Raw genomic sequence first — 25,526 nt, 5'->3', positions numbered from 1 at the left:
AGAAGGGACCTATTTATGCAGTGGAAAGAACCTACATTTGGACCTACACCTGTATTAAGAGTACTGGCATCCGCCAATGCCAAGCGTAAGGCGCAGGCATATGATCTGATAAAGGAACAGAAGAAGCAAAAATTAAATTATCCAAGCTGGGCACAGGAATGGATGCGCAAATATAAAGCAGATTGGAATCTGGCCCAATCAAAGGGAGATATAGCTGGAATGCGTAGGGCGCAGCAATTGGCTGATGGGCTGCGGACTAAACTGAAAGAAATAAATAAAATGCCCAAGTGGGCTCAGGAGCAGATGCAGAAACAGACGGTTCGCTGGATGGAAGCTAACACCGTAGGAAACGTACTGGCCCAAAAAGCTGCTCAGAAAGCAGCACAGTCAATAAGGGACAAATGCAAGTTAATCCAGGAGATTGCAAAAAAGTCGCCAGCAGATGCAAAAGATTTAAGTGACCTTACTGCAAAGTGGTATGCTGCACATGATCATGGAATAGTAGATGGGAAAGTTTTTGTAAAAGATTCGAAAGAAATTAAATCGGCAAAAGAGAAGTACAGCAAACAGGCACAAACTATTATTGATCAATATAATTTGTCAGATAACGAATCGGATATTAATAAAAATGGACATTCTCAAAATGAAGAAGCATCACAAAAAGACCCTACTACATCTAAAGAAGACCCTAAGGAAGAGCTTAAAGAGGACTCAATACAGAAGGCTATCAAAATTACCGGGGCTTTTGAAGGTAGAGGGTATACTAATATTGCAGGTAACTTTGATGGTCAGGGTCTATCATTAGGATTTTTACAATGGAACATAGGACAAGGTACATTGCAACCTTTGCTTCTAAAGTATATTAATAATTATAAAGTGGACGCACAAACTATATTTGGCAACCATTATTCAAAACTTACTCAAGTACTTAATGGATCTAAACAAGAACAAATGAATTGGGCTAAATCAATTACAGATGGTAGAAAAATTCAAAATGATTGGAAAGAACAATTCATTAAGCTTTGTAATACTAATGAATTTCAAAAAATACAAAATGATGCTATGAGTACGTATATCGATATGGCTTATAATATGGCAGACGAATTTAACTTAAAAAGTGAACGTGGACTTGCATTAGTATTCGATATTGCTGTACAAAATGGAGGCTTTAAATCATCGATAAAAAATTCAATAAAAGCTAAAATCAATACTAACCAGTTGACAGAAAAGGAAGTATTGACAGTTATAGCGCAAGCAGCAGTAGATAAATCAAAAGCAAAATATCAAGGAGATGTTAACTCACGCAAGTTTACCATTGTAAATGGTACTGGCACTGTACATGGTAAATCGTATAATCTCGAGAAAGATTTTAGCCTTACAGATCAACCATTTAAATGAAAGTAGAGAAAACTATGTATAAAATATATTCAGGAATATTTTGTGTAATATTTTTTTTGTTTATTTGCTCCTGTAGTACAGAAAGTGTTTCTATTAATGACAGACATGCTACCAATAAATACAGTAATGCTACTACTGAGAAAGATTCAAGTGAATTGGCAATCTTAAAAAAAGATATAGTAGCTATTCATAATAAAAAACTAAGCATTGGAAATAGGAAGAGAATATTAGAGAAATTTGTGCCTCAGTTTACGGAGTGGTTAAATAATCCAGACAATAGTAATATTACCGATACAAATTTAGAAAAAATATTTTTTGGTAAGTTGACGTCTATGACTCAGAATAAAGTATTCCATAATGGGCTGCTTACTATAAAAATAGTAAGCTACCAAGCGCCCGCCGAGATTACAGGAGACTTAGAGAGTCGGTATACTTTTATTCAATGGTCGGATCAAAATGGACTTAATCATGCACAGTTACTTATTGATGCTGATATAGAAAGAGTTGAACAACTTCTTGTTTATACGTCGAATAATAAAACTGAACTTGTTTTAATAGGACATAGTTATTTGTATTCTCCTGAACCAGTATTTATCTCCGTATGGGAATTGAACAAAGCTGAATGGAGTAGGAAAAAGAAAGATATTAACAACTTGCTATATTCAATGAAAAATTGGGGTGTAAGTTTAGAAAATGAAGAAATTATCATAAAAAATCAAAGTACGATGAGTATTAAAAGTTTAAACGGAAATGAAGGATTTTTAGTCATAGATGAGGATAATTCCAGTATAAAAGTTAATTTATTAAATAATTTTATTATATTGGCTCCTTTATGGAATATAAGTAATAATTATAAAGTTGATGAAAAACAATCTTTCCAAGTGAATCTGTATCATTGGGGTACAGTTAAATTCGTATCTATTGAAGAAATGATAAACGGCTTACCTCAATTAAAATTTATTTTGATAGATGAATCTAATCAGGAAATTTATAGATTCCCTGAATTTTACGGCAATAGCCTATGGCCTTCTGTTCATAGTATTAAGGCAGTCTCTTTTCAGGATGTCAATGGTGATAAATGTAAAGATGTTGTTATCATTGCTGAGTATATTACAGGTGTAGGTAAGCAAGCAGCAGAGCCGTTCTCGGTAGCGAGTATTTATTTTCAGGACCAAGATGGAACATTTCAATCCATCCCTGCTTTAGATGACAAATTAAATGGTAATACTGCACACAATCGTACAGTTGCAGAAGTCGTTAAATATGCAAGTCAGCAGAACATAAAAGTGAACTAAATAATAGAGGAGTAAGAATATGAGCCATCCTATCATTCATTACAATGGCAGTCGTTTAGGCATTCAAAATCCCAAAATTAAAATCACTCAAACCATCAATGAGCATGTCAGATTGCAACTGACTGGCGTGCTCTCTGATAGTCATAAACAGGAATTTATGAACAGTATGGATGCAGGTGAGAAGCTGGCAATTTTCTTTCAGGATGATAACCAGAAAAGTACCCTTTTATTCAAGGGCTTGATCTCACGCCTACGTATGAAATCAGTAGCTAATGTGTCATATCTAATTATTGAAGCTTTATCCTATACATGTCAGATGGATGAGAAAATCGAACGACGCACATTCCAAAATAAGAAGTTGACCTATCAGAAGCTGCTGGAACAGATTACAGGTGATTATAAAAAATCTCATTACATAAGTCAGCTGCAGCAACAGACACTTGGTGAGTTCACTATGCAATATGATGAAACAGACTGGGAATTTCTTAAACGTATGGCTTCAAGATTCGGGTGGGGACTTATTGCAGATCCGCTTGATGAGAGCATTCGTTTTCATTTCGGTTTGCCTAATGAGAAGAGCAAAACCGAGTTAAAGAATTTCAATTATTCAGTTACACATGAATCCTTACCTAATAAATCAGCTAGAGCAAATGCCTATTCTTATTATAAGGTGCAGACGACAGGCTCTCGTGATATCAATCTGAGTGTAGGAGACCATGTAAAATTCCGTGGAAAAGAGCTCATTGTCAAAAAAGCGACCAGCATTATTCGTCATAATGATCTGTGGCATGAATATTGGCTGACTTCTAAAGAGAGTATGAAGCAGGAACTTATTTTAAACAGGCAGATCCAGGGAATAACGATAAAATCAAAAGTGATCGGCATTGAAGAAGATCATGTAAAAGTGTTTTTCTATGAGATAGATAAAGTTAAGCCGGCAATAGCAGATACTTGCACATTTCCTTATGCTACTTTTTATACTTCTGAAGGAAATACAGGTTGGTATTGCATGCCAGAATTATATGATTTTGTTGATATTTACTTTCCATCAATGGAAGAAAAAGATGCGATCGTAACTCACTCCATACGTAAAAGATCCAAGGGTGGGGATATTATTAAAGACCCTGCTGTTAAAATTTTTATGACCAAATATCGTAAAGCAATTATATTTGAAGAAAATGAAATATTGATCACAGGCAATGATGACGAAGTAGTTATCCGGCTTCTTGACGATCATGGTATCGAGCTGCGCAGTAAAAAGGATATTCGTGTAAAAGCAGATGGTAATCTTACTTTTCAAGCTGGTAAAACTCTACAGATTACGGCTAAAGAAGCTATAGGATTAAAATGCAAAACCAGCGAATTAATTATGAATAAAGATATTCAGATTACAGGAGAAAAACATAACATCCTCTAGCATTTTAACCAGTAATGTATAGAAAGAAGGATTTGCATGGGAAAGGTAATGGTTGGAGCCTCTTTAATATCGATAACATTGAGTCAGCAGGAGATAATTGAAGAGTGGAAGCGAAAAATTGAACAGAAAGAATATCCATTTATCAATATCAGTGCTTCAAAAAAAGAAGATTTCTCTACGGAAATGGTTAGGTAAATTTATGTATCGAACAATAGTAATTTAAATATTTATCATATACTGTATTACAGGCTGCAGCTCGATAGTTAGCGAACTAAAAAGCATGCAGTCTGAGAAGATATCTTTACAACAATAGCGGGTGTTCAAGCTGGAGTATATCTGATAACTAGTCATCTTTACCATCAGGAGGATATTACGATTCACTATCCTCAAATCTAGTAGCTGGCAGATACAAATAAAGAACAGCCATAAATAAAGAGGTAGGAAGTAAAGTGGAACCAATTAATTTCTGAATAACGGATGCTCCTCCAATTAATGTAATTTCAAACTTCCTGCAGCTAAATACCAAAGTGGAAATAACGAAAAAACAGCTAAATCAGTCTGATTTCTCTTACAAAACTATAGTATTTCCTAACATTGGATTGTATAATCGTACAGAACGTACATATTATTCAACGATGTATGTTATTTTATAATTGAAAGAGGGGTTGGAGGATGGCAAGAAAGAACGGCCTATCCGTTAAGACAGTCGTAGCCGTAGGTATTGGTTCCGCACTGTTCGTTATTCTGGGACGCTTTGGTTCCATTCCAACAGGTGTAGCCAACACAAATATAGAGACTACATATGCTCTGCTGGCTCTGTTTGCTTTGCTGTATGGCCCATTCGCAGCCCTTCTGATCGGTCTGATCGGACATACGCTCAAGGATGCCATTTTCTATGGTTCGCCATGGTTCAGCTGGATTATTGCTTCGGCTATCTTCGGATTAATTGTAGCGCTGATGACACGCCGTATTCGTATTCATGATGGCGAGTTTGGGATAGCCCAGATTATCCGCTTTAATGTCGCACAGGTCATCGCCAATGTAATTGCTTGGCTGGTTGTTGCTCCGGGACTTGATGTACTTATCTATTCCGAGCCGGCGAACAAAGTATTTACTCAAGGAATCTACGCAGGTATCTCCAACATCGTGACCGTTGCTATTCTCGGTACACTGCTGGCAATCGCTTATTCCAAAACACGCACCAAGCGCGGCAGTCTTTCGCGCGAAGCTTAATCGCATATACACATAAACAAGTTCAGGCCGGTGAGTCTCACCGGCTTTTTCTATTGAACAGCGACAGGAAGGAAGGGCAAGCATGAGAAAACCTGTAATACAGTTTCAGGACTTCAGCTTTCAGTACAGGGCTCAATCGGAGCCCACACTTCATCATATTAACCTGACCATCTATGAAGGAGAGAAAGTGCTCATCGTAGGTCCATCCGGTTCGGGTAAGAGTACGTTGTCCCACTGTATGAACGGGCTGATCCCGTTCTTTTACCAGGGGGAAATCAGCGGCTCGCTGCATATTGGCGGACAGGAATCCCGTGAATTGGGCATTGCCGAGCTTTCCGATCGTGTGGGAACGGTACTGCAGGACCCTGACGGGCAGTTCGTCGGACTGACGGTTGCCGAAGATATTGCTTTTAAGCTGGAAAATGATACCGTACCGCAGGCCGAGATGATCCGGCGCGTGACCGGAGCCGCTGAGACGGTAGAATTTGCTGCTTTTCTGGAAGCATCGCCGCAGTCTCTCTCTGGTGGACAAAAGCAGAAAACAACGCTCGCCGGTGTGCTGGTAAGTGAAGCGGACGTGCTGCTGTTTGACGAGCCGCTCGCCAGTCTGGACCCGTACACCGGTCGTATGACTGTCGATCTGATCGACCGTATTCACCAGGAGACCGGCCGTACTATTGTGATTATTGAGCACCGGCTGGAAGATATGCTGCACCGTCATGTAGACCGGATCATTGTCGTCAATGATGGCAGAATCGCTGCAGATATGACACCTGCCGAGCTGCTCTGCTCCGGACTGCTGCGCCAGACAGGCATCCGGGAGCCGCTGTATCTGAATGCACTCCGTTATGCTGGCTGTACAGTCACACCGGAGATGCAGCCGCAGCATATTGACAGCATCCAGCTGGATACATGCCTTCCTTTGCTGACTGAATGGTATAACAAGCAGCAGGGAGACATGTCATTCTCTACTGCCGAACCGGTGCTGGAGCTGCAAAATGTATCGTTTGGCTACAGTAAAAGCAATCCGGTGCTGCACGATGTCTCGCTCACGGTTCGCCGGGGTGAGATGATCTGTATCGCCGGACGCAACGGAGCCGGCAAGTCCACCATTTCCAAGCTGATCTGCGGATTCTATCGTCCTACTTCCGGACAGATTCTGCTGAATGGACGTAATCTGGCCAAGGATACGATCAAGGAACGGGCGGACAAAATCGGCTTTGTCATGCAGAATCCGAATCATATGATCTCCAAGCCGCTGATCTATGACGAGGTGGCATTAGGGCTGCGTACACGAGGCGTGCCGGAGGAAGAAGTCCAGCAGCGCGTCCACGATGTGCTGCAGGTATGCGGATTGTATCCGTTTCGCAGCTGGCCCGTCTCTGCACTGAGCTATGGACAGAAAAAACGTGTGACCATCGCGTCTATTCTTGTGCTGCGGCCGGAGATTCTGATCCTGGATGAACCGACCGCCGGACAGGATTATCGCCATTACAACGAGATGATGGAGTTCCTCATGGAGCTGAATGCACAGGGAATCACCATTATGATGATTACCCATGATATGTATCTGATGATGGAATATGGACAGCGTACGATTGTACTGTCCGAAGGACGCAAGATTGCCGATGATGTGCCTGCACGTGTACTGAGCGATGAAGCGATTGTGGCTGCTGCCCATCTCAAAACGACATCACTGCACGAACTCGCCCAGCGCTCCGGTGTCGGCAAACCGTCCGAGCTGGTGAGCCGATTTATCTCATATGACAGGGGGATACGGCAGTCATGAGTACACAGATGTTATCCTATACGAATCTGAATACGCCGATTCACCGCCTCACCGGTGTGACCAAGCTGATTTTCTTTATCCTGTGGGCGCTGACCGCGATGATTATTTACGATACCCGCTGCCTGCTGGTAATGCTGGTGCTGAGTCTGATTATTTTCCGGATGTCCCGTGTGCCGTTCCAGCAGTATTCGTTTGTGCTGTATCTGATCCTGGTGTTCTTTGTGATCAATCAGGTGGCAATCTTCCTGTTCTCGCCGCTGTATGGGGTAGAACTATATGGGTCGCAGCATGATATTGTGCATATTGCCGGACGGTATACGCTGACCTGGGAGCAGCTGTTTTACCAGTTCAATGTCGCCCTCAAATATGCGGTTGTGATCCCGATTGCCCTGCTATTCCTGCTGGTGACCGATCCGAGCGAGTTCGCTTCGTCGCTGAACCGGATCGGCGTCAGTTACAAAATTGCCTATTCGGTGGCGATCGCACTGCGGTATATCCCGGATGTGCAGCAAGATTTTCAGAATATTGCGTTCTCTGCCCAGGCGCGTGGTATCGATATTTCGCGCAAGGAGAAGCTGGGCAAGCGTCTCAAAAATGTGATATCGATCCTGATGCCGCTGATCCTGACCAGTGTGGATCGCATCGAGAAGATCAGTACCGCGATGGAGCTACGCGGCTTCGGACGCAACAACAAGCGCACCTGGTACAAGAGCCGTCCTTTCCAAAAAGGGGATTATGCAGCATTGGTGCTAGTGATCATGGTGGCAGTTGTGAGCTTTGCGGTTACTTTTGCAGACGGATCGAGATTTTATAATATTTTTCAGTAAAAAGTAAAGAGTAAAGAGTAAAGAGTAAAGAGTAAAGAGTAGATAGTGGATGATCGACACACAGATATAAGGTAGCTGGGGAGGATGATAATCTTGGCGCAGGATTGAATGGGGATAGCGTTCATTAGGTTATCAAAAGCAAGTTGTTAAAAATGATGTATAACTTGCTCCAGCTATACAGCCTGTTCCAGATGTATGTCAGCATCCATCTATCTTCATAAACAGAAATAGCTGTTCATTCAAGCACAAACAAGCCAGCCGTGATCAATAAACGGCTGGCTTGTTTGTATATACTTAAAAGGATCAAAGCAATATTCGTTATGCCGATGATGTATCCAGCTTAGAGGTTCTGACTGGCTGGACGTGGAATCTGGTTGGTAGCAGCCATCTGGTTCAGGAATAGCAGCAGCTCTTTGTTGAATTTGTCCATCTCGTCGAACATCATGGCATGTCCACTATGCTCGAACAGCACTACACGTGCATCCGTGATCGATTCACTGAGCAGCTGAGCCAGGTCGGGATCGCAGATTTTGTCCTTGGTTCCCTGGAAAATGACGGTTGGAACAGTTACCGCAGACAGATCGCCGCGCAGATCTTCATCACGCAGAGCGATAGCGGCTTTGATCGTACCGTGATGGGAAGCCTGGAGACAGAGAGATTCCAGCCATACCATCATGCCGGCTTTGGTTTTGGAATGAGTGAAATCCAGACCGAATTTGCCGAGCATTTTCGGACGGTCTTGGTATGTGGCTTCGATCAGATTCGAAGTCACATCGTCCGGGTCCATGCCGTGGTCAAAGTCTGCACGCTTGGTAAATACCGGTGCAGCTGCACCCATCAGTGCTAATTGTGCAATTTCATGTCCCTGATGACGGGCCATATAGCGAATAGCGACCGCGCCTCCCATGGAGAATCCGATCAGTACGGCATTTTCGATCTGTAGTTCGTCGATAACCGCGCGCAGATCATCTGCCATGCGGTCGTACGTATAACCTTCCCACGGCGCATCCGATTTACCAAAGCCGCGGAAATCGATTCCAATACAACGATATCCATCCAGCGGAAGTCGGGAGAACTGATATTCGAACATCAGATGATTGGAAGGCCAGCCGTGCAGGAAAATGACCGGAATGCCTTCGCCGAGGTCTTGTACAAAAAGTTTTACGCCGTCTTCTACCTGAATATATTTGCCCATACGTATTGCCTCCATGTCTGAATGTTTTACCGTCGAAGTGCCAAACTGTATACGAATTATATAAAAATGTAATCTGCTTACATTTTTCTCTTTAACGGTTGTGTATATATTAAACGCTTTAGCTACTAAGCAAACGATTAAGGCAAAGAAACAATAGAGGAGAGTTGTTGTTGTGTACGATGAAGCAATGCATGGTATTGCGAAGGGGTTGTATCCAAGAATGCCTCTGTTCTACTGGATGGAAGATCATCATATTCTAGAAGTACATCAAATTGCGAAGCTGTTAAATCATAACGTTTATTCGTTATCCAATTATAAAAATGGGCTCCTTCAGGCAATAAAGTTTTGCGGATTTCTCCACCGATCCATGTATGTACAACCAGCGCAGTTACACTGCACTGTCCACGTGCTGGACATTCCGGAGTCCAGAGAGAGCTGGTATGTTGTGACCAGCAGGAGGGTATGATGTGCTGCAGTTGCTGAATAGTTAGCTTATTCATATAGAGAATTTTCCAGCTGGCTCAAGCGATAGGTATTGAAGAAGTTACTCGCTGCCAGAGATATGCGCGTCAGTACCAAGCATGCAATTGCCAGAGTAGCATTATCCATAGACTGTCTCCTTTAACATGGTGTAAGCAAAGCAGAAGGCAAAGATAGCGATAGAATGCATAGTAGAAGCGGTAATATGCAGCATATCCAAAATTAAAAAGTGCCTATTCTGCTTTTATCTGTACCGTATCATATATAATAAGTGCATTTAACAAGATTTTTACTGAAATTGGTAAAATGGATATGGTTAAATAGGGTTAGATTATGGTATCTTGAGGTAGTTCGATGCTATACATAAAGAAAGAGATAATAAAGATGTTTTGGAGTTCGAAATGTATTTAATAATAGCTCCAAAATAGATGACGTATAAGATAGTATAGATAGTTTTCGATTGGAATCAATAGCTGCAGTATGACGAAGGATACTTCAAAATATAGGAGGTTAATAAATGAAAGAATCAGAGATTTTTATGAAAGGGTATCTGAATAGAGGTATCAAAATAACTTTTCTGGATAACTTGTCTGTAATCGGAATGTATCTTGATTATTATTATTTTAATAATGTCATTGTTATCATGCCAAAGGAAGCGCATGATGATACAAGGCTTTTAATTCCAATGAGTGCGATTAAAACCATAGGGCCTTGGGATCTTAATGAATATGATTATCTTGAAGATGAAGGTATAATTTTACAAAAAGAAGATCGGTGATCATACTGTGAATCTGGAGGGAAAGGCTAAGACCCTCAGCAAAATGAACAGAGCATCGGATACATTCCTATGCCGGGTTCTACTTCATAATCCTAAGATCTCAAAAAGTCACAACTAATAAAATATGTACCAATAAAAAGCCGCCTTTTCACAATCCCATGGAAAAGGCGGCTTCTTTTATTCAAATTGATCATTTCTATCTATCTTACTTGCATGATTCAGATCAATTAAATCTTATACCTGCTCTACAGCCGTACCCTGATACTGCACCAGCAGCTGATCCAGCGACAGCTCGGCTGTACTCGCATACACAATATCTGCTTCAGCCAGCGTCATGCTATCGCCTACACCAACTGCGAACATGCCAGCGCCTTTGATCGACGTAACGCCTGCGGCGGCATCTTCGATACCAAGGCAGGCAGCCGGATCAACTCCGAGCTGCTCGGCAGCTTTGAGGAAGATCTCCGGGTCCGGCTTGGAGTTGCGGATCTTGGCAGCGTCGACGATGGTATCGAACGAATCGCGCAGCTGTAGCGAATCCATCACGGCAAAGGCGTTTTTGCTAACCGATGCGAGGCCGATCTTGAGACCTTTTGCATGGATGTCCGCGATTAGTTCGCGGATGCCTGGCAGTACATCATCCGGCGTCACTTGCTTGATCAGCTCTACATAATGATCGTTCTTTTGCTTGGCGAGCTCCAGCTTCTCTTCATCAGAGTAGCTGTTTTCCTTGCCGCCGAGCGCGAGGATCTTATTCAGCGAATCCATACGGGATACGCCCTTCAGTTCCTCATTGAACTCGCGGGTAAAAGGAACCCCGATGCTTTCGCCGAGTGCCTTCCATGCGAGGTAGTGATACTCGGCGGTGTCTGTCACGACACCGTCGAGGTCGAAGATAACGGCTTGCAGTTCCGGACGCATTAGGCTTCGCCTCCTACCAGCACTTCGGCAGTTTGTTCTTTTTGGATCACAGGTACCGTGTGCTTGCCGTCTGCCGGTAGAGTGATCTTCTCACCGTACAGCTGCAGTGACAATTCCGGACCTTCCTGGGTCAGCTGTACCAGCTCGCGGGATACTTCCACTTTGATAAAGTGATCGCGGTAGACGATATTGAAGCTGTAACGATCCCAAGCCTGCGGGATAAATGGCGCAAAGCTCAGTGTCTCATTGGCGGTACGCATACCGGCAAATCCTTGTACAATGCCGAGCCATGATCCGGTCATGCTCGTGATATGCAGACCATCTTCGGTATCGTTGTTATAGTTGTCCAGATCCAGACGTGCTGTCCGGTTGTACATTTCGTATGCTTTCTCTTCCATGCCCAGCTCTGCCGCGAGAATGCTGTGAATACAAGGAGACAGGGAAGATTCATGAACTGTCATTGGCTCGTAGAACTCAAAGTTACGGCGCTTTTCTTCCGCCGTATATTGGTCATTCAGGAAATATAGTCCCTGCAGTACATCGGCTTGTTTGATAAAGCAGCTACGCAGGATTTTGTCCCATGACCATTTCTGGTTGATCGGACGGTCTGCCGGATCGAGATCGTCTGCGCTCATCAGGTCCTTGTCGAGGAACGTGTCATGCTGGACAAAGATACCGAGTTCTTCGTCATATGGCAAGTACATGTTGTCAACGATATGCTGCCATTTCGCCAGCTCTTCATCGTTAATTTCAAGCTTGGAGATGACTTCGGTATGACCCGCGGCCTGCAATTCACGCACTACCTGAATTGTATATTCCAGTGTCCACGCCGAGATCCGGTTGGTGTACCAGTTGTTGTTAACATTGTTCTCGTATTCATTCGGACCGGTAACGCCGTGGATCATGTACTGACCCTGGCGCTTGCTGTAATGCACGCGATCTGCCCAGAAGCGGGAAATGCCTGTCAGTACATCCAGACCGTACTGGTGCAGGTAATCACGGTCACCGGTATAATTCACATAGTTATAGACTGCATAGGCGATCGCGCTGTTACGATGAATCTCTTCAAACGTAATCTCCCATTCGTTATGACACTCGACACCGGTAAAGGTAACCATCGGATACAGCGCACCCTGCAGACCTTGCTGCTGGGCATTGTGATAAGCGCCGTCCAGCTGGTTATGACGATACACACAGAGATTGCGGGCAACCTCCGGCTTGGCGGTAGACAGATAGAGCGGGAGTGCATACGCTTCTGTATCCCAGTACGTAGCGCCGCCGTATTTCTCGCCGGTGAATCCTTTGGGACCGATATTCAGGCGTGCATCTTCACCGTAGTAGGTAGAGAACAGCTGGAACAGATTGAAGCGGATACCTTGTTGGGCTTCGTCATCGCCTTCGATCGCTACGTCCGCCATCTCCCAGCGCTGCTTCCATCCTGCGGCATGAGCGTCAAGCAGTGCTTCGTATCCCTGCTTGGCAGCACGATCCAGTACAGTCTGACCGTTCTCCGGCAGCGTGCCGCGTGGATGATCACGATCGGTTGTAAGCGCAATATATTTATACAATGTAACGGTCTGTCCCTGCTCTGCCTGGGATGTGATCGTATTTTCTACATATTCTTCCCGGGAAGAGTAAGAGATCGATGGTGTACCGCCAACGACGTCCAGACGCATGGAAGCAGCAATCTGGAATGTCGGCGTGCCAAAGGAATTATCCTTGGTCTGCATCACCAGATGACCGTTCAGCTCGGAAGCGGATTTGTCGATTTCGACCCAAAAATCTTCGTCGTAGTTGGAATCTTCATTGCGGATATCGCCGTCCAGATAAGGGATCAGGGTGATTTCGTCGCTATAGTTTACAGGCGTGACAGCATACTTGATAACCGCCAGTTCCTGATCGGCCACAGAGAGGAAGCGGGACGTCTGGATGCGGGTTTCCTTTTCGCCGTGAATAACTGTGAATTCGCGGGATAGAACGCCCTGCTGCATATCCAGCTCGCGGTAGTAGTCCTTGATCTGGGACTGGCTCAGATCGACTTCTTCGCCATCCAGCAGCAGACGAATGCCGATATAGTTAATAGAATTGATTACTTTGCCAAAATAGTGCGGGTAGCCGTTCTTCCACCAGCCGACACGGGTTTTGTCCGGGAACCAGACGCCTGCAACATAGGAACCGCGGTGCATATCGCCGCTGTAGTTCTCCTCGAAATTACCACGCATGCCCATATGACCGTTACCAAGGCTCATCATACTTTCTGCAAGACGGAATTCTTCCGTATGCAGTTCGCGTTCAACAATTTTCCACGGGTGGATATCAAACAATCTTTTCATGAGAAATCACTCACTTCCTGGATAGTTGGGTACAGCTGGTGACTATTGTGCAAACGTTTGCCTAAAGTGCCGAAAAAAAAGCCCTGGCCATCAAGCTGGATTTGAGACTCATTATACATGATTACCATTTGCCCCGCCAGTACCTTTTTTGATAGCGTATTCAGTCTGGTGAATAAAGACATTTTACAGAATCGAAAAGGGCTGATCCAGCGCCCTTTTTTGGCTGGCGTCCGGTGTATATGCACCTTCTTATCTATGCTTTAAATACAGGAATAGTCTGAAGAGTGGTTCGATGATTGGAAGAGGAATTTTATAGGAATTTTTATAATTAAATACTGTAATATTCATTAAGGCTTTTGGACGAAATTTAAACCGCATTTCTGCATTTAAAAGGATTAATTTTTGCGGAAAATGATACAGCAGAATAGGCGGCAACCCAAGCAGCCTGCCAATGTTCAATAAACAGCAGTCTGCAGCCGAAGGAGACCATGGATTCGCAGCAAATGTAGGCGGTTTTGCCGATTATGGGTACAAGATATTAGCGCCAGAGCTATATACGCTCCAAACGTATAGGAGAGTGTGTACACATATATGAACCAATCAAATGGGATCAAGAATGAAAAGCAGGGGGTAGCAGCATGAAATGGCAGGGTAGACGAGCAAGTACGAACGTGGAAGACCGCCGCGGCAGAGGCGGCAAAACAATTGTAGGAGGCGGGATTGGCGGAATTATCGTCATTATTATCGTTATGCTGCTGGGCGGCAATCCGTCCAGTCTGATCAATAATATGACTTCCAGCGGAACGCAGACCGTTGGCAATTATCAGGGTACCGCCCAGGAAGAAGAACTGGTCGATTTTGTCTCGGTCGTACTGGCGGATACAGAGGACGTCTGGAGCGATGTATTCAAACAGCAGGGACTGACCTACAAAAACCCGGAGCTGGTCATCTATAGCGGCAGTGTACAGTCTGCCTGTGGCACAGCAAGTTCGGCAGTAGGACCCTTCTACTGCCCAGGTGACCAGAAGCTGTATATCGATCTGAGTTTCTATGATGAATTAAAGCAGCAGTTCCAGGCACCGGGTGACTTTGCTATGGCTTATGTAGTCGCCCATGAAGTCGGTCACCATGTACAGACATTGCTCGGTACGATGGACAAGGTTGAACCTTACCGTCAGCGCCTCAGCGAAAAGGAGTTCAACACCAAGTATCAGGTGCGCATCGAGCTGCAGGCCGATTATTATGCCGGAGTATGGGCTCATTATGAGCAGGGCAAAAACCTGCTGGAGCAGGGCGATCTGGAAGAGGCACTGACTGCTGCGAGTGCGGTCGGGGACGATACGATCCAGCAGCGTGCACAGGGTTATGTAGTACCTGACAGTTTTACCCACGGTACATCCGAGCAGCGCAAACGCTGGTTCTACAAGGGATTTGAGTCGGGTACGATTCAGGGCGGCGATACCTTTAGCGTGAGTGATAGCAATTTGTAAGCTGTTATAAATAGCAAGCGGTCAGAGATATGTATACGTAATAGAAGCAGAGCCAAAAGGCTTGCCTTCTCCGTCTGGAGTGGGCAAGCCTTTTGGCTGTAGCTGTATATACATCATGCTCTGTAAGCATGGATAAGCTTGATATTTATGTGGCTGCGGGAGGAAGCCATGAACAGAGCCAAATCATGGATCATTTATTCAGCAACCCAATGTGTTGATTTGCTTTTTATACCGTTTGGTTGGCTTGGTATAGCACTCCACCTGTAACCTGCTATGCTAGTGCAGATGATCCTGCTGAAACGTCTTTTCGATCTCCGCAGCGATCACCGGTTTGCTGAACAGATAGCCCTGCATTTCGTAGCAGTCGATCCCTTTTAGAATATCGGCCTGCTGACAGTCCTCTACCCCTTCTGCAATAACATTGAGATTCAGTCCATAGGCCAGATTGATGATGGAAGCAATAATAGAGTGGCTGTCCTTTTCATTGATCTTGCTAATAAATTCACGGGCGATCTTCAGCTTGTCGATCGGGAAGCTGGCGAGATAGGAGAGAGAAGAATAGCCGGTGCCAAAATCGTCAATAGAGATAGAGACGCCGAGATGCTTCAGCGCATGCAGCTGTGGGATAACATTATGGATATGGCTCATCGCAATTGATTCGGTAATCTCCAGATCCAGATAAGCCGGGTCCAGGCCGGTCTCCTGCAATACTTCGGCTACTGTATCTACCAGATTGCCCTGCTGAAATTGGCGCGGGGACAGATTGACACCCATTTTGATAAAGTGACCCTGATCTGCCCAGGTTTTGGCCTGACGACAGGCTTCCAGCAGCACCCAGCGTCCGATAGACAGGATGCTGCCGGTATCTTCGGCTACCGGAATAAATTCCAGTGGCGCGATCCAGCCGAGCTGTGGATGCTTCCAGCGTAGCAGTGCTTCCACACCGACCACTTTGCCGGAAGAAGCATCGACCTGGGATTGATAATGCAGCAGCAGCTCGTTATGATCCAGTGCAGAACCGATACTCTGCTCCAGCAGCAGCTTGCGGGTGATTTTTTCGTCATTATCATCGTAGATTAGATAATGTGCTTTGCCGTTAATTTTAACCTGATACATCGCCCGGTCAGCTTTTTGAACAAGCGTGCATATATCGGTCGAATGATCCGGATAAATAGCAATCCCGATGCTGGGGGTGCAGACAATTTTGTGCTGGCCGATATAATGCGGCTGCTGAAGAGACTCCAGCACTGCCTGCGCCGTATCGGTAATCAGGCGATCATCATCCGTAAGCGGCAGAAGCAGGGTAAATTCGTCTCCGCCTCTTCGGGCGACCATACTGTCTGCCGGCACATGAGCGGTTAGCCGTCCGGCAACGGATAGCAGCAGCTGATCTCCTACATCATGACCGAGCGTATCGTTGACATGCTTGAATCGATCCAGATCGATAAAGAACACAGCAAACCGCTGAATATGGGGCTGTGCTATCATCCATTTGAGATTCTCGTCATAGGCAGCCCGGTTGTATACACCTGTCAGTGGATCATGATACGCCAGATAATGGATACGCTCTTCATTGTTCTTTTTCTCCGTAATATCCTTGGCAATAGCAAAAGCGCCTACTGTATGCCCCTGGATCATAATCGGGATATTCGTCATCTGTACCTGAATCAGACGGCCGTCCCGAGCTTGCAGGCAGAGTTCATAACTTTGCGGCTGCCCTTTCCACGATTGCTGGAAATGCATACGTGCCATGTCTCTGTACTGCTCAGGGATAAAAGTAATATTGGTCAGCAAATCCAGTTCGTCCTCGCTGTATCCCAGCATTCTGGAAGCCGATTCATTGATGCTCAGAATATTGCCGTACAAATCCAGTGAGCAGACTGCGTCCGGATGGTACCGGAACAGGGAGCGATACTGCTCCTCGCTGCTTTCCAGGGCTATTGTTTTCTCGGATAAAGTAACGAGCAGCATCCGGTTCTCCAGAAGAATCAGCAGCTGCCGGATAATTACGAACAAAATGGATAAACCCGAGCCGAGTGCAATCGCGTTGCGACTGTTGGAATCAACGACCATAACGATAAACAGGGCAATTACCGTAATATACGGCAGCAGTGTCCTGATCCAGTTCGGCTTTTCCACAACTTCCACCGGCAGGGTGGTCTGCTGCGAAGGCAGCTTTTCCAGCGATTTCTTGTATACGATGCCTGTTAGTCCAATCAATAACAGACTGAGGCCAAAGCAAGGATTGGACCAGATCATCCAGCTAGAATCCTGGGTGTAGACCGTCACTGAAAACATGCAGTCGCCGATAATCTGGGTAAGCACTCCTGCAAATAGCAGGGACAGCAGCCGCTCCGGCCAGATGGTACGGAAGCCAAAATAAATTCCCAGCGCCGACAGCAGCAGGACCAGGTCGCCGATCGGATACGCCAGCGCCATACTCATATTGAAGGTCGGAATACCCGGTGTACTTACAATGGGCTGCAGCACATACTGCCAGCTCAGACTGATTGCCGCAGTCATGACAATCGCAATATCAAAAACGAATCGTACAGCACCGTAGGTTTTCAGCTTGCGTGATATCTGGTAAATAAATGCCGATAAATAAAATAAAGGCTGCAGGACGTAAAAAATATCGGCAACACTGGGAAAAGGCAGTTCCTCCTGCAAGATGGAATTGTTGTAAAGCCAGATAATATTGGCAATCAGGCTGCTTAGACAGCCCAGCATAAGCAGCAGCCATAGCGGACGACAGTCCTGTCCACCACGACGGTAGGCGGCTAGCAGCCATGACAGAGCAGCGATACCTGCAAGAATCGTCAGTACATCTCCGCCCCAGTCCAGCATGGGTTTATGATCCTGCCAGATGAGAATCCACGTATAATACAGCATCAGGTATATGATGATCAGCAAAATTGCAGCAAGCGGTTTGCTTGGTCTCCTCATTTCCAAAACTCCTTAGTGTTCACGTCCAGTCTTTCAACCAGAGTCTGTCCGGGGACAGCATACCTCTATATAGTCAAAAAGTCCTTATTCTATATAACGGAATTACTGCTAAGTAACTGAATAGGTAAGGCGGTTAAACGATGATTTAAATGTATTCGTCATCGAGGATTGGGAATGCGTGATTGTGTATTATATGATTAGAAGAGACCTGCTGATAGGGTTCCATTTACAGAAAGAGACAGAGGAGTGGCAGTATGAACAATATGCGTCTGAAAAGCAGTCTGGATCGGGAAAGTCTGGATGATCGTATGCAGTATGAACCGGAGATTATCGAGTTTTTTCTCAGCGTGGAGGATCTGGAGCAGAGCGATCTGATCCGTTCACGGATTCGTGAATTGCGTGAACGCGGCATCCGCGTCTATCTGCATCATCCGACCCGTTATAACGGTAAATTTCTGGATATTCTGAGCCCTGACCCGGATCGTTATCGGTATTATCAGCAATCGACCGAACAATTGGTAGCCATCTGTCAGGAAGAAGGCGCCAAATGTGTGATTCATGCCAATTACGTCAAAAGCGAGAATCCGGAGATTACACGGGAACGCACCCTGCTCATGAAAGCGGAGATCGAGAAAATTCTGGTCTATGGACAGGATGTGCTGCTGTGGGAAGATTCGACCGATGGGCTATTCTGTTATGCCAATCCGTATCTGATTGATGAAGTTATTATTCCGCTGCAGCTGCCGGTCAATGTGGATGTCAGTCATACCTTTATCAGCTTCCGCGGCGATAATGATCGTCTAAGGGAAGTGCTGGAACGAACCGCACCGTATGCACAGTATTACCATCTGGTAGACAGCATGGGGGAATACCATGATTCGCTGCCGCTCGGACAGGGCAAAATCGATTGGCGGATGGTCAAGCAGCTGGTGAATGGCAAAGATTATATTTTCGAAATCAATCTGAATGGTGGACATATCGACTGCACACCGATGGTGGAGAGTGCGCGTTATTTTGACAGTCTCTGAACGACTGCATCATCCTATAAGGCATCACTATAAAAGAAGCAGACTTCCGGTCACAGGAGGTCTGCTTTTTGTTTGCTTCATTTGCTATATTTTATTGGTTATGCATTTTTCGTCATTTTGTCACTAATGTGAAATATTCATAGCTTCTGTAGACACCAATTCGGTTACTATACCAATAAAGGGACACGCTTGATACAGCATGACCGACCAGAGCCGGCGGGCCTTTTCTATTTTACAGGAGGTGCAGATTTTTTGGGCTTTGAGATTGTGGTGTTGATTGTACTGATTCTGATCAATGCGTTTTTTGCGGCATCGGAGATTGCACTGATTACAGTAAATGATAACAAGATCCGGATCATGGCCGAGAATGGCAACAAAAAAGCAGCCATTATTCACAAGCTGACTTCGGAGCCGAGCGGATTTCTCGCTACGATCCAGATCGGGATTACGCTGGCAGGCTTTCTAGCGAGTGCGTTTGCTGCCGATACATTTGCAACCGTACTGGTCGATTATCTGGTTGCCCGCGGCATCGAGATCCCGCGTAATGTGCTGTCTACCGCGTCGGTGATTGTGATTACGCTGGTACTGTCCTATTTTACGCTGGTGTTCGGTGAGCTGGTTCCCAAGCGGCTTGCTATGAAAAAGGCAGAATCGATCGCCATGCTGGCAGCCAGTCCGCTGCATATTTTGTCCAAAATGGTAGCGCCGTTTGTCAAACTGCTGACCTTCTCGACCAATATGACTGTACGTCTGTTTGGCGTTGATCCGAATGCGGAAGATGAAGAAGCATCCGAGGAAGAGATCCGGATGATGATTGATACCGGACTGGAGCGTGGGACGATTCAGCCGAACGAGCGCATTATTATCAATAATGTATTTGAACTGGATAACAAGGATGCTGCCGATGTAATGACGCCAAGGACTGATGTGTCTGCAATTCCGGTAGATATTAGCCGGGACGATGCGATTGCACTGGCAACTGCGGAAAAGTACACCCGTTATCCGGTATATGAAGGTCATATCGATAATGTGATCGGTATGTTGCACGTCAAGGATATGATCGGCCACCTTGTTCATCAAGAAGCCCGATCGTGGGATGTACGGGCATTTATGCGACCGCCTTATTTTGTATCCGAGCATCAGCGCGGGGATACTTTGCTGGAAGAAATGCAGCAGAACCGTATACACATGGCGATCGTGGTGGATGAATATGGCGGTACTGCCGGGATCGTGACGATCGAGGATCTGATCGAAGAGGTTATCGGTAATATCTATGACGAGTATGATATGGATGAGACCGATTATGAGCAGATTGACGAGAGTACCTATATTTTCCCCGGATCGGCGCGGCTGGATGAAGTGCGCAGAGTCGTTCCTGCCGAACTGCCGCTGGAGGATTACGATACGCTGAGCGGATTTGTGATCGGAACGCTGGGACGGATACCGACTCGGAGTGAGAAGCCGGAGTTCGAGTATGAGCATTTCCGTTACAAAGTAGAGGAAGTCGGCCGTCAGCGGATTAATCGGGTACGTGTGCAGCGGTTACAGACTTCTTCTTTAAAATAATTTCCAGAGCAGCAATTGAAAAAGGCAGCCATCTTCTCCAAAGGTGGCTGCCTTTTATTAAAATAACACCTTAATCCAGCATACAATACCATAAATGATTACTATGGAAGGAAATGGTAACATACGAAGACCGCGAGGGATTTTTATTCATATACGAAGCAAATTCATGGTGAATTCATTCCATTTCTCGGGATCAATAAGCATAGAAAACTCCTTATATATTTAGAATCCGGCAAGAATAAAGATCCAATCTGCAGATGTATCGGCTGCATCAAGAACCGGAAAGAATTATTTTGCCTGTATTTCGATTCGAAACTGTTTATTTATGTCCTTTAAGTATGCCGCGTGCCGCCCGCTGACCGGAGATAACGGCGCCTTCCATCGTCGCCAGCAGCGGCTGTTTGGTATAATCGCCGGCGAGGAACAGTCCCGGTACTGGAGTTATCTGCTGCGGACGATGCTTCTCGTTGCCGGCAGATAATCGGTAAAAGTTTTCTTTGCCACGGATAATGCGGTACTGTGTCATCGTATCCACATTGGGCAAATCCACTGCATGCAGCGAGTTGCGGGTCAGTTCCCATACTTCTTCATCCGGCAGGTCGATCAGCTTGTCCGGATCGACGAGGATAATCGATGCCCGGCCTGTAGGGCGCTGGAACGTTGTACGTGACTGCTCGCTGAAGGACCCCAGCTGTGTTCCTGGACCAAAGTTCGTATGATCTGCTCCGGCGAGCTTCTCGGTCGCTTCGAACTGAGCCGTTACATAAGGCATCATCTCCAGTGCGAGGAAGTTCTGGCACCACTCCTGATCGCTAAAGTGCTCACCAACCAGGAGCTGGGAGCGGCGTATATTGGCAGCGACTACCACCTGCTCAGCCTGCATCTGTGTCCCGTCTTCCAGCTGTACGCCGGTAACGGCGCCATTTTCCACGAGCAGATGTGCAACCGGTTTGCCGGTCATCACCTGTCCGCCGCGCTCCTCGATTGCCCGGCTGAGCGGTTCGGTCATGACCTGGGTCATACCGCCCTTGAACGCACCAATACGGATCAGATGCGGACGCGGAATCGCCGGAGCAAACAGTCCAAAGAACGCATAGGTAGAGTACTGCTCGATCGGCAGGAAGAAAATGCCGGAGGATAACGGTTCGATCAGACGCTCCAGTGCTTTGTCGGTGACGCCATGCTTTTTGGCATATTCCTTGATCGGGATCTCATCCAGCTCTTCCGGATTTGCGAGATAGTCTTTGAAGCCTGCCGCGAAAAAGGGAGCGAGTGAAGCCTTGTCGAGTGGAGACAGCAGATCATTGTTACCGAGAGCGCCTGCCAGTGTTTTGAGCGGAGCCTTGAGCAGATCCAAACCGAAAGTGCCTTCGGCTTCCGGATGGCGTATATTGGTAGTTGTTTCCCAGTGAACAATCTCGTCCAGCACGATACCTGCGCGTTCCAGCAGTTCCGGCAGCGCAACATAGTAGCCGATAAATTTGTGGAAGCCGGATTCGACGCCCATTCCGTGCTCATTCCAGTTGGCTGTCCGTCCACCGATATAAGGAGCAGCTTCCAGTACGATGACTTTTTTGCCCTGATCCGCCAGCTCGAATGCACAGCTGAGTCCGGCCAGTCCCGATCCGATAATAATAGTTGGCTGTTCTGATGTGTCCTGATTGGTATGTAGCAAGATCCTTCACCTACCTTGGTTTTTTGGTATGCTTGGTTGTTTAGTATGTTATTAACCAGAATGAAGGATTTGATTGACCGGTAAACAGGAAAGGAAGCATAGTATCGACAAAGTATGCCGGAAAATACAGCAGAAAACAGGCCAAAAAAACCTGCGTATAACCGCAGGTTCTTTGGCGGGTCACCGACTGGAGGAATAAAAGCTGTACTGTTCCTGGTACAGCTATCGGTTTATTTGGAAAAGGAACTCATCTCATTTGCCAGATTGCGCAGATGGTAGACGATATAATCCTGATCCATCCAGTAGTACACTTCCTGTCCGGTTTTCTCATATTGTACGATTCCGGCATCTTTCAGGATACGAAGATGGTGTGAAATAGCCGGACGGCTGATTTTGAAATTGGAAGAAATTTCTCCTACATTCATTCTGCCTTTCTTACCGAGAATGGACAGAATCTGCAGTCTCATCGGGTCACTCAGACCATTCAGAAACCGCGTCGTTTTCCCCATATTATTGGAATCCAAGTAAGATTGGTTCATTGTAAATCTCCCGTTAGTAGTTAAATTTGGCCCAGCTTGCCCTGCGGCCAGTGAGTAAATCAACAAGCTCGCACGCTGTAAAGTTACTGTGGAATATAGCATAGTGATATAGGTGAGTCAACCAGGCATAAATGCGGCTAACAGTGAGATTATACGTGTAATTTCGTCTTATTGCAGAATATGCTGCAGGGTTCTCTCCAGTCTGCCATAGCGGAACATATAGCCTTCCTTGATCAGCCGGTTGGGTACCACCCAGCGGCTTTTGAGTACCAGTTCGGTCTCGGTTCCAATCATCCGGGCACCGAGTTCCAGTATCCAGCGAGGCGCTGGCAGACCTACCTTTTGTCCCATTGCCTGCCGCATGGCAGCCATCAGTTCGCGGTTGGTGACCGGGGATGGAGCGGAGCAGTTGAATACCCCATACAGTCCTGTGCGTTCCTGCAGAAACAGAATAATATGAAATAGATCATCCACATGAATCCAGCTAAAGCGCTGGTTCCCGTCTCCCTGCTTGCCTCCAAGACCGTAACGAACCAGATTCTGATACGGCGTCATCACGCCGCCGCCCGGACCGAGCACAATAGCGATCCGCAGCGCAATCTGCCGGGTATGCGGCAGCTCAAATTCAAAAAAGGCCTGTTCCCAAGCTTTGGCGACTTCGACAGAGAAACCGGTACCGATTTCCCCTGTCGATTCGGTCATCGGACGATCTTCCGAATGACGGTAGATCGTCGCCGTACTGGAATTAAACCATAAGGCAGGCGGTGACTGGCAGGAGAGGATAGCGTTTCCAAGGATGCGTGTTGTCTCCAGCCTGGAATTCATAATTTCCCGCTTATTCCGTTCCGTGTAGCGACAGTTGACCGATTTGCCAGCCAGATTAATCACCATTTCGGCGTTTTCCAGCGCCTCGACAATCTCGGATTGCTGATTCCAGGCTATATGACCCGACTGCCTGGAGATGATCACGACATCATAACCCAATTTGCGGAATTCGGCTTCAAAATACTGACCAATAAATCCTGTGCCGCCAGCAAGCACAACTTTCCCAGACATAGCACCAGCCCATTTCGTGGAGTATAGTGAATTCTCCGGTTATTCGCGTATCTAACCGGCATCATTATTTCAAAATTTAAATAAAAGCGAATAAACGGAATAGTTATTCACTATATTAATAAACCACGCAGGCAGGCTACGATAGGTGATTCGCAAAATAAAGCATGTTTGGATCACTATCAGGGTTACTTTCCAGTATGAAAAAATGGAACTAAATCGTATTCTGCTACAAATTCTACAGAATAAAAAACAATCAACCTGGCAGATTATCGATCCTATCCAGCTATGTAGTTACTTTTTTGTGCTAGTTGTACCATATTATTCTATATCCATGACGAAACTTTGTCATGCACTTGGCGATGTATTTACAAATGAATCAGCATACTCACTGAGCAAGAATAATGAAGAGCAGCGAATCCATTGGATTGAAACTTATGGACAAATACCCTTTCTCTTCCGAAAAGAGGTATTTGTCCATGAGCTTATAGGAGTTATCCTTTATTGTTGGGACAGTGTTTAGTCGGATGGTTGATTCGACTCGCGTTTCATTCGTTCACGGATACCACCGTCCACATCCTGTCCGGTCAGCATGGGCTGATGCAGACTGCCGGAGGTAGAGCCTGCAGGTGGAGCGCTTTGAATAACTTTTTGCAAATACTTGGCATTGAGGCTCTCGGTCAGACCCGGCATCAGATTGCTGGAAATAGTCGTGCCTTTGCTTTTGGCACCGACTTCTACGTTTTCCTGCGGATTATCGAGCAGATCGATAATAGCGTCGATCACATTTTGCGGATCATCCATAGGTTTCATCTCTGCCCGATGACCGGTGTAATTGCCGGTATGCTCAAACCATGGCGTATCAGTCGCCCATGGGTGTACCGTACATACGTGAATATCCTTTTGATCCTCCAGCTGCATCTCTTGATACAGCGCGGCACTGAGTCCGGCTACAGCGAACTTGGTCGCTCCATACGCAGTGTAATACGGGAAAGGAACCCGGCTGACGATCGAACCCAGATTGATCAGCGTCCCGTGTCCCTGCTGCTTGAACTGACGCAGTGCATAATGACTGCCGTACATGGTACCAAGCACATTGGTCTCTACAAGACGAGTCAGATCAGAAGTAGGAATCTCGGTATATGGACCGATAGCGCCTACACCGGCGTTGTTGATCCATACATCGATTTTGCCAAAAGCAGCCATCGCTGCATCGAACAAACGGGCGATATCTTCCTCGCGGCCCACATCGGTCGTAACAGCGATGGCATTGGGACCGATCTCGGTCGCCATCTGCTCGATCAGCTCGGTACGTCGGGCAGCGAGAACCACATTGGCGCCTTCAGCGGCGAGCTGCAGAGCTACCCCTTTGCCTATACCACTGGATGCACCGGTAATCACGACAGTTAACTGGTCATGCGGAATCTTTTGAGCCATTTCATTTCCTCCTGTTCGGGATAAAATGTTCTATCTGTCTGCTGTACATCAGTACCTGTGCCGGAATAGCTTCAAACGTGAATAGCGATCATGAATAGCGATATGACGGGAAATGAGGTGTGTTTT

General features: G+C 45.9%; 20 protein-coding genes. 11 read left to right on the top strand and 9 right to left on the bottom strand.

The window, feature by feature from the left end; genetic code table 11:
- The first annotated feature begins 15 nt into the window (after positions 1–15).
- The 7 genes from AR543_RS01910 (at position 16) to AR543_RS01885 (ending at position 7,959) form a co-directional block, all read left to right on the top strand.
- A complete protein-coding gene (locus AR543_RS01910; protein WP_060531345.1) occupies positions 16–1,398 on the top strand; it encodes a hypothetical protein in 1,383 nt (460 codons plus the stop codon).
- On the top strand, positions 1,395–2,693 hold the full coding sequence (locus AR543_RS01905; protein WP_060531343.1) for a hypothetical protein: 1,299 nt from the start codon (positions 1,395–1,397) through the stop codon (positions 2,691–2,693). Before AR543_RS01910 ends, AR543_RS01905 begins: the two co-directional genes overlap by 4 nt.
- 19 nt (positions 2,694–2,712) lie before the next feature.
- Positions 2,713–4,110, top strand: a complete 1,398-nt coding sequence (locus AR543_RS01900) for a contractile injection system protein, VgrG/Pvc8 family (protein WP_060531341.1) — start codon at positions 2,713–2,715, stop codon at positions 4,108–4,110.
- 36 nt (positions 4,111–4,146) lie between these two features.
- Positions 4,147–4,305 carry a hypothetical protein gene (locus AR543_RS24490; RefSeq protein WP_169725590.1) on the top strand — a complete coding sequence of 53 codons (159 nt, stop codon included), beginning with the start codon at positions 4,147–4,149 and terminating at the stop codon, positions 4,303–4,305.
- 477 nt (positions 4,306–4,782) lie between these two features.
- Positions 4,783–5,343: an ECF-type riboflavin transporter substrate-binding protein gene (locus AR543_RS01895; protein WP_060531339.1), complete on the top strand. Its 561-nt coding sequence runs from the start codon at positions 4,783–4,785 to the stop codon at positions 5,341–5,343.
- Positions 5,344–5,425: 82 nt separating this feature from the next.
- Complete coding sequence (locus AR543_RS01890; protein WP_060531337.1) at positions 5,426–7,132, top strand: ABC transporter ATP-binding protein; 1,707 nt, start codon at positions 5,426–5,428, stop codon at positions 7,130–7,132.
- A complete protein-coding gene (locus AR543_RS01885; RefSeq protein WP_060531335.1) occupies positions 7,129–7,959 on the top strand; it encodes an energy-coupling factor transporter transmembrane component T family protein in 831 nt (276 codons plus the stop codon). Before AR543_RS01890 ends, AR543_RS01885 begins: the two co-directional genes overlap by 4 nt.
- Positions 7,960–8,299: 340 nt before the next feature.
- Here AR543_RS01885 and AR543_RS01880 read toward each other — a convergent pair whose 3' ends face one another.
- Both AR543_RS01880 and AR543_RS01875 read right to left on the bottom strand, forming a co-directional pair.
- A complete protein-coding gene (locus tag AR543_RS01880) occupies positions 8,300–9,154 on the bottom strand; it encodes an alpha/beta fold hydrolase (RefSeq protein WP_060531333.1) in 855 nt (284 codons plus the stop codon).
- Positions 9,155–9,291: 137 nt separating this feature from the next.
- Positions 9,292–9,654 (bottom strand): YunG family protein, encoded by a 363-nt coding sequence (locus AR543_RS01875; RefSeq protein ID WP_082472085.1) that lies wholly within the window; start codon positions 9,652–9,654, stop codon positions 9,292–9,294.
- A gap of 497 nt (positions 9,655–10,151) precedes the next feature.
- On the opposite strand from AR543_RS01875, the gene AR543_RS01870 reads away from it, so the two are divergent.
- Positions 10,152–10,412, top strand: a complete 261-nt coding sequence (locus tag AR543_RS01870; RefSeq protein WP_060531329.1) for a hypothetical protein — start codon at positions 10,152–10,154, stop codon at positions 10,410–10,412.
- A gap of 234 nt (positions 10,413–10,646) precedes the next feature.
- Here AR543_RS01870 and pgmB read toward each other — a convergent pair whose 3' ends face one another.
- Positions 10,647–11,333 (bottom strand): beta-phosphoglucomutase, encoded by a 687-nt coding sequence (pgmB, locus tag AR543_RS01865; protein ID WP_060531327.1) that lies wholly within the window; start codon positions 11,331–11,333, stop codon positions 10,647–10,649.
- Positions 11,333–13,666 carry a glycoside hydrolase family 65 protein gene (locus AR543_RS01860; RefSeq protein WP_060531325.1) on the bottom strand — a complete coding sequence of 778 codons (2,334 nt, stop codon included), beginning with the start codon at positions 13,664–13,666 and terminating at the stop codon, positions 11,333–11,335. Before AR543_RS01860 ends, pgmB begins: the two co-directional genes overlap by 1 nt.
- 638 nt (positions 13,667–14,304) lie before the next feature.
- Here AR543_RS01860 and ypfJ point away from each other — a divergent pair.
- Positions 14,305–15,156, top strand: coding sequence for a KPN_02809 family neutral zinc metallopeptidase (gene ypfJ / locus AR543_RS01855; protein ID WP_060531323.1), 852 nt, complete (start codon positions 14,305–14,307; stop codon positions 15,154–15,156).
- Between the two features lie 276 nt (positions 15,157–15,432).
- On the opposite strand, the gene AR543_RS01850 is transcribed toward ypfJ, so the two are convergent.
- Positions 15,433–18,102, bottom strand: coding sequence for a DUF4084 domain-containing protein (locus AR543_RS01850; RefSeq protein ID WP_060531321.1), 2,670 nt, complete (start codon positions 18,100–18,102; stop codon positions 15,433–15,435).
- 254 nt (positions 18,103–18,356) lie between these two features.
- Here AR543_RS01850 and AR543_RS01845 point away from each other — a divergent pair, with 254 nt between their 5' ends.
- The gene (locus AR543_RS01845) at positions 18,357–19,130 is read left to right on the top strand and encodes a sugar phosphate isomerase/epimerase family protein (RefSeq protein WP_060531319.1); all 774 of its coding nucleotides are present in this window, start codon (positions 18,357–18,359) and stop codon (positions 19,128–19,130) included.
- 252 nt (positions 19,131–19,382) lie between these two features.
- On the top strand, positions 19,383–20,696 hold the full coding sequence (locus AR543_RS01840; RefSeq protein WP_060531317.1) for a hemolysin family protein: 1,314 nt from the start codon (positions 19,383–19,385) through the stop codon (positions 20,694–20,696).
- 319 nt (positions 20,697–21,015) lie between these two features.
- On the opposite strand, the gene AR543_RS01835 is transcribed toward AR543_RS01840, so the two are convergent.
- The 4 genes from AR543_RS01835 to AR543_RS01815 all read right to left on the bottom strand — a co-directional run bounded on the left by AR543_RS01835 (position 21,016) and on the right by AR543_RS01815 (position 25,400).
- On the bottom strand, positions 21,016–22,371 hold the full coding sequence (locus AR543_RS01835) for a hydroxysqualene dehydroxylase (RefSeq protein WP_060531315.1): 1,356 nt from the start codon (positions 22,369–22,371) through the stop codon (positions 21,016–21,018).
- Between the two features lie 230 nt (positions 22,372–22,601).
- Entirely contained in the window at positions 22,602–22,910 is a 309-nt protein-coding gene (locus AR543_RS01830) for an ArsR/SmtB family transcription factor (protein ID WP_060531313.1), read from the bottom strand.
- A gap of 168 nt (positions 22,911–23,078) precedes the next feature.
- Positions 23,079–23,966, bottom strand: a complete 888-nt coding sequence (locus AR543_RS01825; protein WP_060531311.1) for a TIGR01777 family oxidoreductase — start codon at positions 23,964–23,966, stop codon at positions 23,079–23,081.
- A gap of 516 nt (positions 23,967–24,482) precedes the next feature.
- Complete coding sequence (locus AR543_RS01815; RefSeq protein WP_060531307.1) at positions 24,483–25,400, bottom strand: SDR family NAD(P)-dependent oxidoreductase; 918 nt, start codon at positions 25,398–25,400, stop codon at positions 24,483–24,485.
- Between the last annotated feature and the right edge of the window lie 126 nt (positions 25,401–25,526).

This window comes from Paenibacillus bovis (assembly GCF_001421015.2).
Lineage (GTDB): Bacteria > Bacillota > Bacilli > Paenibacillales > Paenibacillaceae > Saccharibacillus > Saccharibacillus bovis.
This window is presented reverse-complemented; position numbering and strand designations above follow the sequence as displayed.

What these genes read in the sequence shown, in the direction of transcription:
- AR543_RS01910 (WP_060531345.1), top strand. Translation starts at nt 16, where the DNA reads ATGCAGTGGAAAGAACCTACATTTGGACCTACACCTGTATTAAGAGTA.
- AR543_RS01905 (WP_060531343.1), top strand. Translation starts at nt 1,395, where the DNA reads ATGAAAGTAGAGAAAACTATGTATAAAATATATTCAGGAATATTTTGT.
- AR543_RS01900 (WP_060531341.1), top strand. Translation starts at nt 2,713, where the DNA reads ATGAGCCATCCTATCATTCATTACAATGGCAGTCGTTTAGGCATTCAA.
- AR543_RS24490 (WP_169725590.1), top strand. Translation starts at nt 4,147, where the DNA reads ATGGGAAAGGTAATGGTTGGAGCCTCTTTAATATCGATAACATTGAGT.
- AR543_RS01895 (WP_060531339.1), top strand. Translation starts at nt 4,783, where the DNA reads ATGGCAAGAAAGAACGGCCTATCCGTTAAGACAGTCGTAGCCGTAGGT.
- AR543_RS01890 (WP_060531337.1), top strand. Translation starts at nt 5,426, where the DNA reads ATGAGAAAACCTGTAATACAGTTTCAGGACTTCAGCTTTCAGTACAGG.
- AR543_RS01885 (WP_060531335.1), top strand. Translation starts at nt 7,129, where the DNA reads ATGAGTACACAGATGTTATCCTATACGAATCTGAATACGCCGATTCAC.
- AR543_RS01880 (WP_060531333.1), bottom strand. Translation starts at nt 9,154, where the DNA reads ATGGGCAAATATATTCAGGTAGAAGACGGCGTAAAACTTTTTGTACAA.
- AR543_RS01875 (WP_082472085.1), bottom strand. Translation starts at nt 9,654, where the DNA reads ATGAATAAGCTAACTATTCAGCAACTGCAGCACATCATACCCTCCTGC.
- AR543_RS01870 (WP_060531329.1), top strand. Translation starts at nt 10,152, where the DNA reads ATGAAAGAATCAGAGATTTTTATGAAAGGGTATCTGAATAGAGGTATC.
- pgmB (WP_060531327.1), bottom strand. Translation starts at nt 11,333, where the DNA reads ATGCGTCCGGAACTGCAAGCCGTTATCTTCGACCTCGACGGTGTCGTG.
- AR543_RS01860 (WP_060531325.1), bottom strand. Translation starts at nt 13,666, where the DNA reads ATGAAAAGATTGTTTGATATCCACCCGTGGAAAATTGTTGAACGCGAA.
- ypfJ (WP_060531323.1), top strand. Translation starts at nt 14,305, where the DNA reads ATGAAATGGCAGGGTAGACGAGCAAGTACGAACGTGGAAGACCGCCGC.
- AR543_RS01850 (WP_060531321.1), bottom strand. Translation starts at nt 18,102, where the DNA reads ATGAGGAGACCAAGCAAACCGCTTGCTGCAATTTTGCTGATCATCATA.
- AR543_RS01845 (WP_060531319.1), top strand. Translation starts at nt 18,357, where the DNA reads ATGAACAATATGCGTCTGAAAAGCAGTCTGGATCGGGAAAGTCTGGAT.
- AR543_RS01830 (WP_060531313.1), bottom strand. Translation starts at nt 22,910, where the DNA reads ATGAACCAATCTTACTTGGATTCCAATAATATGGGGAAAACGACGCGG.
- AR543_RS01825 (WP_060531311.1), bottom strand. Translation starts at nt 23,966, where the DNA reads ATGTCTGGGAAAGTTGTGCTTGCTGGCGGCACAGGATTTATTGGTCAG.
- AR543_RS01815 (WP_060531307.1), bottom strand. Translation starts at nt 25,400, where the DNA reads ATGGCTCAAAAGATTCCGCATGACCAGTTAACTGTCGTGATTACCGGT.